The following is a 15,273-nucleotide window of genomic DNA, read 5'->3' as shown; positions in this document are numbered from 1 at the left end:
GGTTTCCCGTGGGGATGCCCGGGCCCCACGGGGCGCGGTGCTAGCGTCGAGGCCATGACAGACACGCCCGCGCGACCCAGCACCCCCCTGGACCAGATCGCCGACGACCTCGTCGCCACGCTGGCCAAGCTCTCGCCCATCTCGGCGACCCACTGGGGCATCCCCGGCCACGACCATCTGCTCGACGACTTCTCCCCGGCCGGCCTCGACGCGCGCGCCGACGCCGCCCGCGCCGCCCTCGCCCAGGTGCGTCGCACCGCCCCGCAGGATGCCGTCGACGAGGTGACCGCCGCCGCCATGGAGGAGCGGCTCTCGCTCGAACTCGCCCTCCACGACGCCGGCGAGGGCTACGCGAACCTCAACAACCTCGCGTCCCCGCTGCAGGTCATCCGCGACGTCTTCGACCTGATGCCGACCGACACCCTCGAACAGTGGGAGGTCATCGCCCAGCGCATGGGCAACGTCCCCGCCGCCGTCGACGGCTACGTCGTGTCGCTGCGCCACGCCGCCGCCGACGCCGACGGCCCGTTCCCGGCGATCCGCCAGATCGAGATCGGCATCAAACAAGCCCGGGACCTGGCCGGCGAGGATTCGTTCTGGTCGCGCTTCGCGGCCTCCGCACAGGTGCCCGACGCGACCTTGGCCTCGCTGCAGCGCAGCGCCGACGCCGCCCGCGAGGCGTACGGCCGCCTGGCCCAGGCCCTCGAGGAGCTCGCTCCCCGCGCCCCCGAGGACGACGCGGTGGGCCGTGAACGCTACGAGCGCTTCTCGCAGTACTTCCTCGGTGCCCGCATCGACCTCGACGAGACCTACGAATGGGGCCTGGAAGAGCTGCACCGCATCGTCGCCGAGCAGGAGAACATCGCGCTCCAGCTCTACGGCGAGGGCACCTCGCCCGAGGAGGCCATGCGCCGCCTCGACGACGACGTCACCCGTCAGCTCGACGGCGTGGACGCCCTGCAGCGATGGATGCAGGAGACCTCGGACCAGGCCGTCGCCGAGTTGGCCGGCGTCCACTTCGACATCCCCGAGCCGGTGCGCACGCTCGAGTGCATGATCGCCCCCAGCCACACGGGAGCCATCTACTACACGGGGCCCTCGGCCGACTTCTCCCGGCCTGGCCGCATGTGGTGGTCCGTGCCCGAGGGCGTCGAGCGCTTCGGCACGTGGCGTGAGAGGACCACCGTCTACCACGAGGGCGTCCCCGGCCATCACCTCCAGATCGGCCAGACGATCTACCGCTCCGCGCTGCTCAACTCGTGGCGGCGCCTCGCGTGCTGGGTGTCCGGTCACGGCGAGGGCTGGGCGCTGTACGCCGAGCGGCTGATGGAGGACCTCGGCTACCTCGCCGACCACGGCGACCGCATGGGCATGCTCGACGCACAGCGCATGCGCGCGGCCCGCGTCGTGCTCGACATCGGCGTGCACCTCGGCAAGGAGGCCCCCGAGAAGTGGGGCGGCGGCACCTGGGACGAGCCGAAGGCGTGGGAGTTCTTCAAGGCCAACGCGAACATGGCCGAGGAGTTCCTCCGCTTCGAGCTGGACCGCTACCTCGGCTGGCCCGGGCAGGCGCCGTCGTACAAGGTGGGCCAGCGGCTGTGGGAGCGCGCCCGTGACGAGGCCGCTGCCCGTGAGGGCGACTCGTTCGACCTGAAGCGGTTCCACCGACGAGCCCTCGACCTTGGCTCCGTGGGCCTCGACACCCTCCGCGAGGCGCTGCTGAAGTAGCCGAATTGCTGCGGCTTGGCCCCGGCATGGGTTGGACTGGGGGCATGACGCGACTCGGTTTCCACGCATCACACGAGCAGATCGCCCCGGGCCAGCTGCTGCAGGACGTCCAGGCCGCCGAGCGGGCCGGCTTCCAGATGGCCATGTGCTCGGACCACTTCGTGCCGTGGTCCAGCGCGCAGGGACACTCCGGCCACACGTGGAGCTGGCTCGGGGCGGCGCTCGCCACGACGAACCTGGCCTTCGGCTGCGTCACCGCGCCCGGGCAGCGGTACCACCCTGCGGTGCTGGCGCAGGCGATCGCCACGCTGGGCGCGATGTTCCCCGGGCGGTTCTGGGCCGCGCTGGCCAGTGGCGAGGCGATGAACGAGAACATCACCGGCGACGCCTGGCCCCGCAAGGAGGTCCGCGAGCAGCGCCTCGACGAGTGCGTCGGCATCATCAGCCGGCTCCTCGACGGCGAGGAGGTCTCGCACGACGGCCTGGTCACCGTGAACCAGGCGCGCCTGTGGGACCTGCCCGAGGAGAAACCCCTCCTCATCGGGCCCGCCGTGTCGGCCGAGTCGGCCGCGCGGATCGCCGCGTGGGCCGACGGCTTGGTCACCGTGAACCAGAGCCACGAGACGCTGCGCAGGGTCATCGACGCCTACCGCGGCGCCGGCGGCCGCGGGCGACTCGCGCTGCAGCTGCACCTCAGCTGGGCACCGTCGCTCGACGAGGCGGAACGCATCGCGCATGACCAGTGGGCGGGCAACGCCGTCGGCGCGCCCCTCACGTGGGACATCGCCACCGTCGAGGGCTTCGACGTCGCCGCGTCGCACGTCACGCTCGACGACGTGCGCAAGGCCGTGCGGATCTCCGAGGACCCGGCGCGCCACGTCGCCTGGATCCAGGAGTACGCGGCCCTCGGCTTCGACGACATCTACCTGCACTTCGTGGGTCAGGACCAGCAGCCCTACCTCGACGAGTTCGGCAGCAAGGTGCTGCCCGAGTTCGCCTGACAAGGAAAGACACATGCGAATCACCGACACCAGCGACCTGTGGTGGAAGAGCGCCATCATCTACTGCCTCGACATCGAGACCTACCTGGACAGCGACGGCGACGGCGTGGGCGACCTCGCCGGCTTGGCCGAGCGCATCGACTACCTGGCCCAACTCGGCGTCAACACGCTGTGGCTGATGCCGTTCTACCCGAGCCCTGACCGCGACGACGGCTACGACGTCAAGGACTTCTACGGCGTCGACCCCCGGCTCGGCAACCACGGAGAACTCCTGGAGGTCATCCGCACCGCGCACAGCCGTGGCATCCGGGTGGTGGCAGACCTCATCATCAACCACACCTCCGACCAGCACCCCTGGTTCGTGGCGTCGCGCCGCAGCACCAGCAACAAGTTCCGCGACTACTACGTCTGGCGCGAGGACGACCCGGGCGACACGTCTGCCGAGGTGGTGTTCCCCGGCGAGGAGGACGGCATCTGGACCAAGGACGACCGCACCGGCGAGTGGTACCTCCACCACTTCTACCAGCACCAGCCCGACCTCAACGTGGCCAACCCCGAGGTGATGGACGAGATCCTGCGCGCCATCGGCTTCTGGGTGGAGCTGGGCATCGACGGCTTCCGCGTCGACGCGGTGCCGTTCCTGCTGCAGAACTCCGAGACCGCCACCACGCCCACCATGTACGTCGACCCGCACGACGTGCTGCGCCAGATCCGCGACTTCCTCGGCCGCCGCAAGGGCGACGCCATGCTGCTGGGCGAGGTGAACGTGCCGCACGAGGAGCAGTTCAAGTACTTCGGCGAGGAACGCGGCGACGAACTCCACATGATGTTCGACTTCATCGCCATGCAGGCCACCTACCTGTCATTCGCGCGCCAGGACCCGGCGCCGCTCATCAAGGCGCTCGAGACCCGGCCGGAGATCCACCCCACGTGCCAGTGGGCCACGTTCCTGCGCAACCACGACGAGCTCACGCTCGACAAGCTCACCGACGACGAACGCGAGGAGGTCTTCGCCGCCTTCGGCCCCGAGGAGGAGATGCGGGTCTACAACCGGGGGCTCAAGCGTCGCCTCCCACCGATGTTCGCCGGCGACCCTCGGCGCATCCGCATGGCGTACTCGTTGATGTTCTCGCTGCCCGGCTCGCCCACCCTCTACTACGGCGAGGAGATCGGCATGGGTGAGGACCTGGCTGCGCACGGCCGCATGTCGGTGCGCACCCCGATGCAGTGGGACACCAGCCGCAACGGTGGCTTCTCCAGCGCCCCGCCGAGCAGGCTGATCCAGCCGCCCGTCGGCGACGGCTTCGGCCCGGAGCACGTCAACGTGGCGGACCAGGAGCATGATCCTGGCTCGCTGTGGTCGTTCATGCGCACCCTGATCGGGCTGCGCCGACGGCGGCCCGAGGTTGGTTGGGGCGAGTTCAGCGTCGTCGAGCACGACGCGCCGTCGGTGCTGGCGCACCGCATGCAACTGGAGGAGTCCTACGTCCTGGCGGTGCACAACTTCTCCGCCGACGGCGCCACGGTCTCCCTCTCGGGGTTGTTGGGTGAGCAGGATGTCGTCGAGGACCTCCTCGACGGCGAGTCCGTCGTCGCCCACGACGGTGGCCTCGAGCTGGCCCTGGACGGCTACGGCTACCGGTGGTTCCGCGTCGTGCAGCCTCCCGCCTGATCCGGACTGCTTCGGGGTGACGGGGGTCGTTCGCTGCACGTCGAGGTGCCGGATGGTTGCTCTGAGCAGGGCAGCAACCACGCCAGCGCCGGGCCTGATGCGGCGAGGCGCCGTCGACCCAGCCCGCCCAGTCTCAATGGCTGCCCTACCCCCCAACCGCGGCGCGGAAGGCCGGGGTTCACCGGTACCCAAGGTGGATGGACCGGTGCGGAGCTCGCATTACGCTGACCCGCATGACTACCCGGCGCGCGCTCCTCCTCGGCGCCGCGGCCCTCCCGCTGGCCGCGTGCGGCCGCTTCGGTTCCCAGTCGGGCGACTTCGACGCGCCCAGGGAGGAGCGCGTCGCGTGCCGCACGCCTGAGGCGCTCACGTCGTTCGCCACGCTGGGTGGGGCGCCGCTGCGCTACGAGATCACGGGCACCGAGCAGAGCTTCAACGCCGACCCCCGCTTCGTCGACCAACTGGAGGCCTGGGCGGCCGACTGGGTCGCGGTCAGCGGGCTCGGCCCCCTGACGGCGGTGTCCACGTACGGCGCGCACGTCGACAAGTGCGGTTCCTGGCACGCGGCCGGGCGCGCCTTCGACTTCGGCGTCCTCACGCACGCCGACGGCACCCAGGTCTCCTGCCGCTACGACACCTGGGGAGAGGACGCCCCGCGCCTGGCGCTGTACTGGCGGCTCGCCGCCTCGTTGGCGAAGCACTTCAACTACACGCTCACGTACCGCTACAACGAGCAGCACCACAACCACATCCACATCGACAACGGCGTCAGTGGCTACGACACCTTCGGCTTCAACGAGGGCTCGCGGACGCACGTGCTGCTGGTGCAGGGCGTGCTGCGCTGGGTGTTCGGGCGTGACGTGCCGGCCGACGGTGGCTTCGGGCAGTCGACCCGCGACGCGGCGCGGGCCGTGCAGCAGGAGTACGGCATCACGCAGCGACTGGCCTCGACGGAGGGCTGGGGCGCATTCCTCGACGCCGCCGCCGGCGCCACCTAGGACCACCGGACCGGCCGGGGGTCTGACCACGGCCGCCGGCACTGGATCGAGACGTGGGGCCCTGTCCCCCGCCAGCTCAGGAAGCAGCCAACCCCTGCGCCCAGCGGCGCACGGCGGCGGGGTCCAGGTGGTCCTGCTCACCATGGTTCATCGAGCGCATCAGCAGCCGCCGGAAGAAACCCACCTTCGCCGGGACGTACCGGCCGGCGAACGACTCACTGGCCTCTGCGCCCGTCAGCTCCACCATCTGCGCGTTGTACCCCAAGGCCTGGTCGCGGGCAGCGGGGTCCTTCGCGCTCAGGCAGGTGTTGAACACCGCAACGCGCGTGGCGCGCAGGTCGTCGGCGCGCGACGCGGCCCACGTCGTCGCCTCGGAGTACCAGTTGTTCGCATTGATCCCGCTGCCGAAGACGACGAGATCCGCGCCGTCGACGGCGGGCTGGCCCTTCAGGTCGGAGACGCGCACGTCGTGGCCGCCCTCGCGGAACACGTCCGCCACGAGCTCAGCCACGTCGCGAGCGGAGGCGGTGCGGGTGGCGTAGGCCACTAAAACCAAATTCATGGTGCATATCTTAGTGACCGGCATCTCCGCGCCGCCTCCGGGGTACCCCTCAACGGGGCCCTGGGATCAGTCGAAGATCGGCCCCACCGTGCGGGTGCGCTTCAACTCGAAGAACCCGGGGTACGAGGTGACCTTCACGAAACCGTCGAACAGTTCGCCGGCCTCCTCGCCCTTCGGGGCGGGCGAGATGACCGGGCCGAACAGGCTCATGCCGTTGACGCGCAGCACCGGGGTGCCCACCTCGTCGCCCACCGGGTCCATGCCCTCGTGGTGCGAGCGGCGCAGGTCGTCGTCGATGTCGCCCGTCAGCGCGATGTCGAGGATGTCGGCATCCGCGCCGACGGCGGCGAGCGCCGCCTTGACCGTCTCCGGCGACACCTCCTCGCCGTTCGGGTGGAAGCGCGTGCCGATCTCGTTGTAGAACTCCAGCAGCTTGTCCGAACCGTGACGCTGTTCGACGAGCAGCGCGGCGCGGGCGGGCACCCACGCCTTGTCGATGTGCGCGCGATAGCCCGGCGAGAGCTCGCGGCCGTCGTTCAGCACGGCGAGGCTCATCACGTGGAAGGTGGTCTTGACGTCGCGGACCTTCTCCACCTCGAGCATCCAGCGCGAGGTCATCCAGGCCCACGGGCAGGTGGGATCGAACCAGAAATCAACGTTCGTCGTCATGTACCCATCTTACCACACCGCCCAACCGGGTCAGCTGGCCAGCGCGTCAGATGCCTCCACGTCGGCGCGCGCGGTGGCCTCGTCGGCGAGCTGTTCCTGGCCCTTCGACGAGCGCACCAGCTTGTCGACGATCGCGGCGATGGCGCCGTCGCCCGTCACGTTGGTGGCGGTGCCGAAGGAGTCGATGGCGATGTAGGTGGCGATCATCAGGCCCACCTGGGCCTCGGTGAAGCCGAGCATCGACGTCAGCAGGCCCACCGCCGTCATGATCGCGCCGCCGGGCACGCCGGGCGCGGCGACCATCATGATGCCGAGCATGAAGATGAACGCGATCATGAGGCCCGGTTCGATGGCTGCCCCCGACAGCATCATCACGGCGATCGAGAAGCAGGTGATCTTGATCATCGAGCCGGCCAGGTGGATGGTGGCGCACAGCGGCACCGCGAACGCGGCCACCGGCTGCGAGACGCCGTTCTTCAGGGTCGAGCGCAGCGTCACCGGGATGGTCGCGGCCGACGACGAGGTGCCCAGCGCCGTCGCGTAGGCCGGGAGCATGTTGCCCAGCATCCTGAACGGGTTCTTGCCGACGAATGCCCCGGCCACCACGAACTGCAGCACGAGCATGATCCACGTCAGGATGAAGACGAACACGACCACGCCCAGGAACGTGACGATGACCGTCGCCACCTGGCCGCCCTGCGTCATGTTGAGGAAGATGCCGAAGATGTAGATCGGCAGCAGCGGGATGATGACCTTGGCGATCACCCAGTTGACGAGGTCGCGCAGCTCGCGGAAGCCGCGCAGCAGTGCGCCACCCTCCACGACGGTGAGCGCGATGCCCACGACGAACGCCAGCACGACGGCGGTGGTCACCCCGAACAGCGGCGGGATGGGCAGTTCGAAGTAGGGGGTCAGCAGCGCCTCGTCGGGGTTCGTCAGCGACTGCGCGCCGTCGGCGGGGAGCACCCGCGGCAGCACCAGCATCGAGGCCCCGTAGCCCATGAAGCCTGCGATGAGGGTCGAGAGGTAGGCGATGCCGCCGGTGATGGCCAACCACTTCCCTGCGCCGCGGCCCAGGTCGGCGATGGCCGGGGCGATGAGGCCGAGGATGATCAGCGGGATCGCGAAGCCCAGAAACTGTCCGAACAGTCCGTTGAACGTCACGAAGATGCGCGTGGCCCAGTCAGGCAACACGGTGCCCAGCAGCACGCCGAGCACGATGGCGACGACGATCTGGGGCAGCAGCCCGAAGGTGAACTTCTTCCGGGCCCGGATGGTCTCAGCACTCATGGGAGAAAAATACGCGACGCCCCCCGGTTCCCGAGCATCGGGCCGTCCCATGCGAGATGCGGCGGGCGCGATTTTACTCCTGGGTGCCCGGGTGATTCACACCTTTAAGGGCCTGTCCCCCTCGTCCCCATCGAACTAGCGTCGAGTAATACGGCTTCTCAGCCGCGTGAGACCACTACGAGAGGAGTCCCACTTATGTCCTCCCACGATTTCGAGCCTCGACCCAACGAGCCTCAGGTCCCCGTCGATTCCGGCTACCGCGGGTTCGACGCCGACGCCACCACCCCCGGACGCACCGAGCAGGCCGCCGAGTCGTTGAAGGGCCCGGCCCGCGACGTCAAGGACACGGCCGTCAGCGCTGGCCGTGACGTCGTCGACTCCGCCAAGTTCGAGGCCGGGCAGGTCGCCCGCGAAGCGAAGTACCAGGGCAGACGACTGCTCGACGAGGGGGTCGGCGAACTGCGTTCGCAGGCCAACACGCTGCAGGCCAAGCTCGCCGACACCGTCGATGCACTGACCGAGGAGCTCGGCGTCATGTCCGCCAACACGCAGACCGACGGCCCCCTCACCCAGTTCGCCGGCGACGCGCACGACTGGGGCCGCCGCGCCTCCAGCTGGCTGCGCGACAACGACCCCGACCAGGTCATGGGCAGCGTGCGCCGCTACGCGGCCCGCAACCCGTGGACGTTCCTGGCCATCGCCGCCGGCGCCGGCCTCGTCGTCGGACGCCTCGCGCGCGGGCTGAAGGATTCCGATCCCGACGACGTGCCGCAGCTGGCCAGTGACACCAGCGGCTACCACCCCCCGAGCAGCGCGGCGCAGGGCTACGCCCTGACCACGCCCGGCGAGGAACGCCTCGGTGAGGCCGGCGACTACGGCCGCGAAGTTCCCTCCGACCTCTCAGCCGGCCCGGGGGCGCAGCCGAACCCGTGGCAGGGGAACCTATGAGTCACACCCCTGAACAGGCGCAGCGCGTGCACCACGCGGGGGAGACGGCTCCCCAGCCGGGTGACCACGCGCCCGCAACTGCGTTCGACGAAGCCGGCCAGTATCGCCGCGAGGCAGACCCGCGGTCGCTCGGCGAGATCGCCAGCGACATGCTGGACAACGCCTCGACCCTGATCCGTCAGGAAGTGGACCTGGCCAAGGCCGAGATCAAGCAGTCGGCGACGCGCGCCGGGAAGGGCGCAGGCCTCTTCTCCGGTGCCGCCGTGACCGGCTACCTGGGTCTCCTGTTCCTCTCGCTGGCCGCATGGTGGGGCCTCGCCATCGCCATCGGCAGCTACGACGAGCCCGCGCTGGGCTGGTCCGGCCTCATCATCGGCGTGATCTACCTGGTCATCGCCCTGGTGCTCGCCATGACCGGCAAGTCCGAGTTCAGCAAGATGCAGGGCCTCCCGAGGACCACAGAGACCGTGAGCAAGATTCCCAACGCCGCCAAGGGCCATGAGGAGATGAACCGATGACTGACAATCCCGAGCAGATCCGCCGCGACATCGAGCGGACCCGCACCGATCTCAGCAACAATGTCAACGCCCTCGCCGACTCGGCCAACCCTGCGCGCGTCGCGCAGCGTCAGGTCGACAAGCTCAAGGGCAAGGGGCGCGGCTTCAAGGAGCGCGTCTTCGGCTCACCGTACGATCCGTACGACGAGGGCGTGATGGGCGACGCCAAGGACCGCGTCGGCGACGCCCGCGACTCGGTGCAGCACGCCGTCGACGACGCCGCCCACGCCGTCCAGGAGGCGCCGCACGAGCTGCGTCGCCGGACGCAGGGCAGCAACCCGCTGTCGGCGGGCCTGATCGCCTTCGGCCTGGGCGCGTTGGTGGGCGGGTTGATCCCGTCGAGCCGCCGTGAGCAGGAACTCGCCAGCCAGGCGAAGGACAAGGCGCAGCCGTTGGTGGAGGAGGCGAAGAAGATGGGCCAGGAGGCGGTCGAGCACCTCAAGCCGTCGGCCCAGCTCGCCGCCGACTCCGTCAAGTACGCCGCCCAGGAGGGCACCGAGCACGTGAAGGGCGACGCCCAGCACGCCGTCGACGAGGTGAAGGGTCAGACGCAGCAGTCGGTCGACGAGGTGCGCGCCGACGACCGCAACCCGCTCTGACGCCCGAAGAACTGAGCGCCCGGCTCCTGGTTCCCGAGCCGGGCGCTCCTTCGTGCCCGCACCCCGGATTCCCTATCGTTGACACCATGACCCCGCGAGACGTGGGCGGATGGTTCCGCACGGCCGTCGACGGCCCCGTCGTGCTTCCGAACACCGCGGCGTGGGGGCCGGGCACCGGCGACTTCGGCCGCGTGTCGCACGACGACGACCTGCTGGCCGCCGCCGACATCTTCCGCGGCCGTCCGACGATGGTGCTGACCGGGGCGGGCATGTCGACGGGCTCCGGGCTGCCGGACTACCGTGGCCGCGACGCCGTGCCCCGCTCGCCGATGATGTTCCAGGAGTTCGTGGGTTCAGACCTCAGCAGGCGTCGCTACTGGGCGCGCTCCACCGTCGGATGGCGCTCGTTCTCCAGCGCCGAGCCCAACGAGGCACACCGCCTGCTCGCCGAGCTGGGCCGGCTCACCCCGCTCACCGGCGTCGTGACGCAGAACGTCGACGGCCTGCACCAGAAGGCCGGTTCCCACCCCGTGCTCGACCTGCACGGCAACCTCGCGCAGGTGCTGTGCCTGGAATGTGGCCACCTCTTCGACCGGCACGCCCTGCAGCAGCGCTTCCTCGAGCTCAACCCCCGGTTCGCCGCGCAGCTCGACCAGCTGGCCGCCGACGCCATGACCGCCCCCGACGGCGACGCCGAGGTGGACCGGACGCAGGACTTCACCTGCCCCGACTGCGCCATCTGCGGCGGCATGCTCAAGCCGGACGTGGTGTTCTTCGGCGAGAACGCCCACCGCGACACCGTCACGGCCGCCAATGCGCTGCTCGACGCCTCCGACGTGCTGCTGGTACTCGGGTCGAGCCTCACCGTGATGAGCGGGCTGCGGTTCGCCCGGCGCGCAGCGCGTGAGGGCAAGGAGGTCATCATCGCCAACGACGGCAGCACACGGGGCGACGACGTGGCCACCCTGCGCATCCACGGCCGGCTGGAGCCCACCCTCCGGCGGTGGATCTCCCTGCTGACTGGGTGACCCGCCTAGAATCTCGACCACCGAACCCCACGAAAGAGGTGCCCCATGGCCGGCGGACTCGCAGCCCTCCTGGACGACATCGCCGCGATCGCGCGCGCAGCTGCCGCCTCCGTCGACGACGTGGCCGCCGCCGCGGCACGGGCGTCGGGCAAGGCGGTGGGTGTCGTGGTCGACGATGCCGCCGTGACGCCGCGCTACGTCCAGGGGTTCTCGCCAGACCGCGAGCTGCCCGTGATCTGGAAGATCGCCAAGGGCTCCATCATCAACAAGCTGGCGTTCATCCTGCCTGCCATCCTCCTGCTCAGCCAGTTCGCGGAGTGGGCGTTGACGCCCCTGCTGATGCTGGGCGGCCTCTACCTCTCGTACGAGGGGGTGGAGAAGTTGTGGGAGGCCGTCAGCGGGCATTCGAAGGCGAAGAAGGCCCCGGCGATCGTCAAGGGCGCCGACTACGAGAAGAACATGGTCACCGGCGCCATCCGCACCGACTTCATCCTGTCGGCCGAGATCATGGTGATCTCGCTCAACGAGGTGACCGACCTCAGCTTCTGGACCCGGGCCGCGGCCCTCGTCGGCGTGGCGTTGGGCATCACCGCGCTGGTCTACGGCGTGGTGGCGTTCATCGTGAAGATGGACGACGTCGGGCTCAACCTCGCGGCCAAGCCCAGCACCAAGCGCCTCGGCGAGGGCCTGGTCAAGGCGATGCCCGTCGTCTTGCGGGTGCTGTCGACCGTCGGCATCGCCGCGATGCTGTGGGTGGGCGGCCACATCCTGCTGGTCGGCATGCACGAGTTGGGCTTCCACCCGGTCTACGACTTCGTGCACCACCTCGAGGAGGCCGTTGGCGGCGGCCTCCTGGGATGGCTGGTCAACACGTTCTTCTCCGCGATCATCGGCATCGTGTTCGGCACCATCCTCGTGGTGATCATGCACTTCCTGCCGTTCGGCAAGCACCACGACGAGGAGGAGGAACAGCCCGACGCCGTCGAGGTGCCGGTCGTCCCTTCGTCGGAGAAGTCGCGGGCCTCCGCCGCCACCAGGACGGACCCGGAGCCCGGCGCCGGCGAAACGCGCTAGGCACCGGGCCGGGGTCCTGGGCCTGGCGGCTAGTCGATGCGGCCGAGGTCGCGCGACGCCGGGCCCTCGAGCACCGTGCCGTCGGCCGCGAACCGCGAGCCGTGCAGGGGGCAGTCCCACGTCTTCTCGGCGTCGTTCCAGTTCACGATGCCGCCCAGGTGGGTACACACGCCCGAGACGCGGCAGGTGACCCCGCCAACGGTGCTCACCGCCACCGGCTTGCCCTCGTGCCTCCCGACGACACCCGTGCCCTCGCCGGGCGGGCCGTCGGGCAGCGAACCCACTTCCGCCTTCGTCCAGTCCTTCGCCAGGTGGCCGGCCACCTTGAGGTTCGCGCTCAGCGCCTCCCCCACCGCGGTGACCGACGTGCCGCGGTCCGTGAGCGTCTCGGCCCACGGCATGGAACCGCCGAGCATCTGTGCGCTGAGGTTCAGCGCGGCCGCTATCGCGTTGGTCATGCCCCACTTGTTGTAGCCCGTGGCCACGAAGATGTCGCCGTGCCCGCCCGGCATGCGGCCGACGTAGGGGACGCGGTCGACGGTGCGGTAGTCCTGGGCGGACCACGCGTGGGTCAGTTCGGCGCCGGGGAACGAGGTCTCCGCCCACGCCACGAGGCTCTGGAGGGCGGCCGCCTCGGAGTCGGTGCGGCCCACGACGTGCCCGTGGCCGCCGACCATCAGCAGCTGCTCCCCGCCGTCGTCGAGCGTGCGCAGCGAATGGGTGGGGCTGTCGGCGCTGAGGTACATGCCCTGCGGGATGTCCCCCGGCACCCGGTGCGCGGTGGCGTACGAGCGGGCCGGCACCAGCTTCGCGAAGTAGCCGCCCCTGTCGAGCGGCGGGATGCCGGTGGCCAGCACGACGCGGTCTGCGGTGAGGTCGCCGGCGGAGGTGGTGACGCGCACCGGCTCGTCGCCCTCGGCGTTGAGCAGGCGCGTGCCTTCGAACACGACGCCGTTGTGTGCGAGGAACTCGCCGAGCAGGGCGTCGAGCACCTTGAGCGGGTGGATCTGGGCCTGGTCCGGGAGCGTCAGGGCGCCCGTCACCGCGAACGGCAGCTCGGTCTCCTCCGTCCAGGTGACCTCCTCGAGCCCGCCGGTGCGGGAGGCGTCGAGTTCCTTGCGGAGGGCGTCCGCGCCGTCGGGGGTGGTGGCGTAGGTGTAGGCGGTGCGGCGTTCGTAGTCGACGCCCACGGTGTCGAGGAAGCGCGTCAGCCACGCCTGGCCCTCGCGCTGGCCCTCGACGTAGGCGCGGAGCACCTTGTCGCTCTGGTGTGACCTGATGCCGCTGAGCGAGGTGCCCTGCAGCAGCGACAGCTTCGCCGTCGTGTTCCCGGTGGTGACGGCGCCCACCGTGCGGGCCTCGACGACGGCGACCGTCAGGCCGGTGCGGGCGAGGAGGAGTGCGGTGGTGAGGCCGGTGAGCCCGGCCCCCGCGACGACGACGTCGAAATGGGCCCCTTCGTTGAAGGAGGCGGAGAGGGCTGTCTTCGGAGGATGAGTGGCAAACCAGTAGGACTCCATGTGCCATCGTACGCCGCGGACGGGGCCACTGAACAGGATCTGAGAGGTTCTCAGCGGACCCCCAGAGTCGTCGCCCTGACGAGCCCCGATGCCCGGATGAAACAGATGTTCCTGAGAATATGATTTGGATTTCTCAGGATGAGGTGCCTAGTATCCCCGGGTCACACACCCGGAAGGCACCCCACCACATGTTGAAGCGAGCTACCCACCTCCTGATCGCGGCCGTCATGGCCGTGACGCTGGGCGTGGCCTACAGCGGTGACGCCAAGGCGGCCGACGGCAACGTCTACACCCAGCCGGGCCACCACCTGGTCAACGGGCGCTACTGGCGCACCTCGTGCGAGATGTACTCCCCCGACGTCGTGCGGTGCAGCACCGACATCTGGGCCACGAGCGTCGTTTACCACCAAGGGCGCTACGTCACGCACGACGGCTGGGTGTTCAACACCCTGACCTACCTGCCGTCGGAGCGCAGCACCTGGGGCAGCAACCCGCTGGCGAAGGCCGGCGACTGGGTCGGCAAGGACGGCCGCCGCTGGAGGACCGAGTGCGACACTGCCGCCACCGGCCGCGGCGCCTGCCGCTCGTACGCCGTGACCACCACCATCGAGACCGCCACCGGCACCTACACCTCCGCGAAGGCCTGGGTCATCAACAACATCGTGCAGTTCGCCACCGCGAGCGTCCCGCCGGTGACGAAGATCCCCGCCGCTGCCCCCGCGCTCAGCTGGGTGCCCGTCGAGAAGCCCATCCCGGACATCACCGTGGGTCAGCAGGTCGTCGAGCACGCGCTGTCCAAGGTGGGCTCGTCGTACCGCCACGCCAGCGCCGGCCCGTCGTCGTTCGACTGCTCCGGCCTCACCTCTTGGGCGTACAAGCAGGTGGGCGTGACGCTGCCGCGCACCTCGAGCTCGCAGATCTCCGTGGGCACGCGGGTGTCGAAGAGCCAGCTGCAGCCCGGCGACCTCGTCTTCTACTACAGCCCCATCAGCCACGTGGGCATCTACATCGGCAACGGCCAGATCGTCGACGCCGCCAACCCCGGCACCGGAGTCCGAGTCGCCTCCGTGAACTCCATGCCGTTCGCCGGCGCCACGCGCGTCGTCAACGCCTGAGTTCACCCCCTGATCGAGCCCATCGCCCTGGCCCCCCACAGGGCGGTGGGCTCCCCGTTCCCTGAGCGTGACGCGTGCCGGTCCCTGAGCGTGACGCGTGCGAGGAACGAGCACCGTGTCACGACGAAGGGCCCCGCGGCTGCGAGCGGCCCAGGAGGCAAGGCTTGGGCCCTGCCACCTGCGGGCCGTCGGTGCCTGCGCTGGGCGAGGGCAGCCACCGCGACAGGCCGGCTCGGGCCACCGTCGACAGGCGACTCTGACTCCACTTCGGGATTTGTCGGCATCCATGCCGAAGAATCCCGCACCTTGCATCCGGGCTGGATTACGGAGCGGGATTTGTCGGCGTGGACGCCGAGGAATCCCGCAGCTTGTTCGAAGCGTCACGCTGCGGCGGCCCTTCGTCGTGACACGGTGCTCGTTCCTCGCACCTGTCACGCTCAGCTCAGCCTTGATCCACCGGTGGTGGTGGGGTGTTTGTGTGCGGCGTTACAGGCGAAATGCCTTCTGGCTTG

Annotated in this window: 14 protein-coding genes; 10 read left to right on the top strand and 4 right to left on the bottom strand. The window is 69.8% G+C overall.

The window, feature by feature from the left end; translation table 11 throughout:
• Window positions 1–54 precede the first annotated feature (54 nt).
• From ABEA30_RS00380 to ABEA30_RS00365, 4 genes are all read left to right on the top strand, one after another.
• Window positions 55–1,728 carry a DUF885 domain-containing protein gene (locus tag ABEA30_RS00380; protein WP_345577311.1) on the top strand — a complete coding sequence of 558 codons (1,674 nt, stop codon included), beginning with the start codon at window positions 55–57 and terminating at the stop codon, window positions 1,726–1,728.
• A 44-nt stretch (window positions 1,729–1,772) separates the two neighbouring features.
• Complete coding sequence (locus ABEA30_RS00375; RefSeq protein ID WP_345577308.1) at window positions 1,773–2,729, top strand: TIGR03885 family FMN-dependent LLM class oxidoreductase; 957 nt, start codon at window positions 1,773–1,775, stop codon at window positions 2,727–2,729.
• A gap of 13 nt (window positions 2,730–2,742) precedes the next feature.
• On the top strand, window positions 2,743–4,401 hold the full coding sequence (locus tag ABEA30_RS00370) for an alpha-amylase family protein (RefSeq protein WP_345577305.1): 1,659 nt from the start codon (window positions 2,743–2,745) through the stop codon (window positions 4,399–4,401).
• 233 nt (window positions 4,402–4,634) lie between these two features.
• Window positions 4,635–5,399, top strand: a complete 765-nt coding sequence (locus ABEA30_RS00365; protein WP_345577303.1) for an extensin family protein — start codon at window positions 4,635–4,637, stop codon at window positions 5,397–5,399.
• Window positions 5,400–5,475: 76 nt separating this feature from the next.
• Here the strand turns inward: ABEA30_RS00365 and ABEA30_RS00360 are convergent, their stop codons facing one another.
• The 3 genes from ABEA30_RS00360 to ABEA30_RS00350 form a co-directional block, all read right to left on the bottom strand.
• Window positions 5,476–5,961, bottom strand: a complete 486-nt coding sequence (locus tag ABEA30_RS00360) for a flavodoxin domain-containing protein (protein WP_345577302.1) — start codon at window positions 5,959–5,961, stop codon at window positions 5,476–5,478.
• A 66-nt stretch (window positions 5,962–6,027) separates the two neighbouring features.
• Window positions 6,028–6,630 carry a DsbA family protein gene (locus ABEA30_RS00355; protein WP_345577299.1) on the bottom strand — a complete coding sequence of 201 codons (603 nt, stop codon included), beginning with the start codon at window positions 6,628–6,630 and terminating at the stop codon, window positions 6,028–6,030.
• 30 nt (window positions 6,631–6,660) lie between these two features.
• The gene (locus ABEA30_RS00350; RefSeq protein ID WP_345577297.1) at window positions 6,661–7,920 is read right to left on the bottom strand and encodes a dicarboxylate/amino acid:cation symporter; all 1,260 of its coding nucleotides are present in this window, start codon (window positions 7,918–7,920) and stop codon (window positions 6,661–6,663) included.
• A gap of 195 nt (window positions 7,921–8,115) precedes the next feature.
• Between ABEA30_RS00350 and ABEA30_RS00345 the strand changes: the two genes are divergently transcribed.
• The 5 genes from ABEA30_RS00345 to ABEA30_RS00325 all read left to right on the top strand — a co-directional run bounded on the left by ABEA30_RS00345 (window position 8,116) and on the right by ABEA30_RS00325 (window position 12,126).
• Window positions 8,116–8,868: a DUF883 C-terminal domain-containing protein gene (locus ABEA30_RS00345; RefSeq protein WP_345577294.1), complete on the top strand. Its 753-nt coding sequence runs from the start codon at window positions 8,116–8,118 to the stop codon at window positions 8,866–8,868.
• Window positions 8,865–9,386: a phage holin family protein gene (locus ABEA30_RS00340; RefSeq protein ID WP_345577291.1), complete on the top strand. Its 522-nt coding sequence runs from the start codon at window positions 8,865–8,867 to the stop codon at window positions 9,384–9,386. The genes ABEA30_RS00345 and ABEA30_RS00340 overlap by 4 nt, the downstream gene beginning before the upstream one ends.
• Complete coding sequence (locus ABEA30_RS00335; protein ID WP_345577288.1) at window positions 9,383–10,024, top strand: DUF3618 domain-containing protein; 642 nt, start codon at window positions 9,383–9,385, stop codon at window positions 10,022–10,024. Before ABEA30_RS00340 ends, ABEA30_RS00335 begins: the two co-directional genes overlap by 4 nt.
• 86 nt (window positions 10,025–10,110) lie before the next feature.
• Window positions 10,111–11,052, top strand: coding sequence for a Sir2 family NAD-dependent protein deacetylase (locus ABEA30_RS00330; RefSeq protein ID WP_345577285.1), 942 nt, complete (start codon window positions 10,111–10,113; stop codon window positions 11,050–11,052).
• 45 nt (window positions 11,053–11,097) lie between these two features.
• On the top strand, window positions 11,098–12,126 hold the full coding sequence (locus ABEA30_RS00325; protein WP_345577282.1) for a DUF808 domain-containing protein: 1,029 nt from the start codon (window positions 11,098–11,100) through the stop codon (window positions 12,124–12,126).
• Window positions 12,127–12,155: 29 nt separating this feature from the next.
• Here the strand turns inward: ABEA30_RS00325 and ABEA30_RS00320 are convergent, their stop codons facing one another.
• Window positions 12,156–13,646, bottom strand: coding sequence for an FAD-dependent oxidoreductase (locus ABEA30_RS00320; RefSeq protein WP_345577279.1), 1,491 nt, complete (start codon window positions 13,644–13,646; stop codon window positions 12,156–12,158).
• Window positions 13,647–13,834: 188 nt separating this feature from the next.
• Here ABEA30_RS00320 and ABEA30_RS00315 point away from each other — a divergent pair, with 188 nt between their 5' ends.
• Entirely contained in the window at window positions 13,835–14,761 is a 927-nt protein-coding gene (locus tag ABEA30_RS00315; RefSeq protein ID WP_345577276.1) for a C40 family peptidase, read from the top strand.
• Window positions 14,762–15,273 lie beyond the last annotated feature (512 nt).

Origin of the sequence: Tessaracoccus lubricantis, from assembly GCF_039544535.1 — a bacterium.
GTDB lineage: Bacteria > Actinomycetota > Actinomycetes > Propionibacteriales > Propionibacteriaceae > Arachnia > Arachnia lubricantis.
Note: the sequence above shows the minus strand (reverse complement) of the source record. Positions and strands in the feature narration are given on the sequence as shown.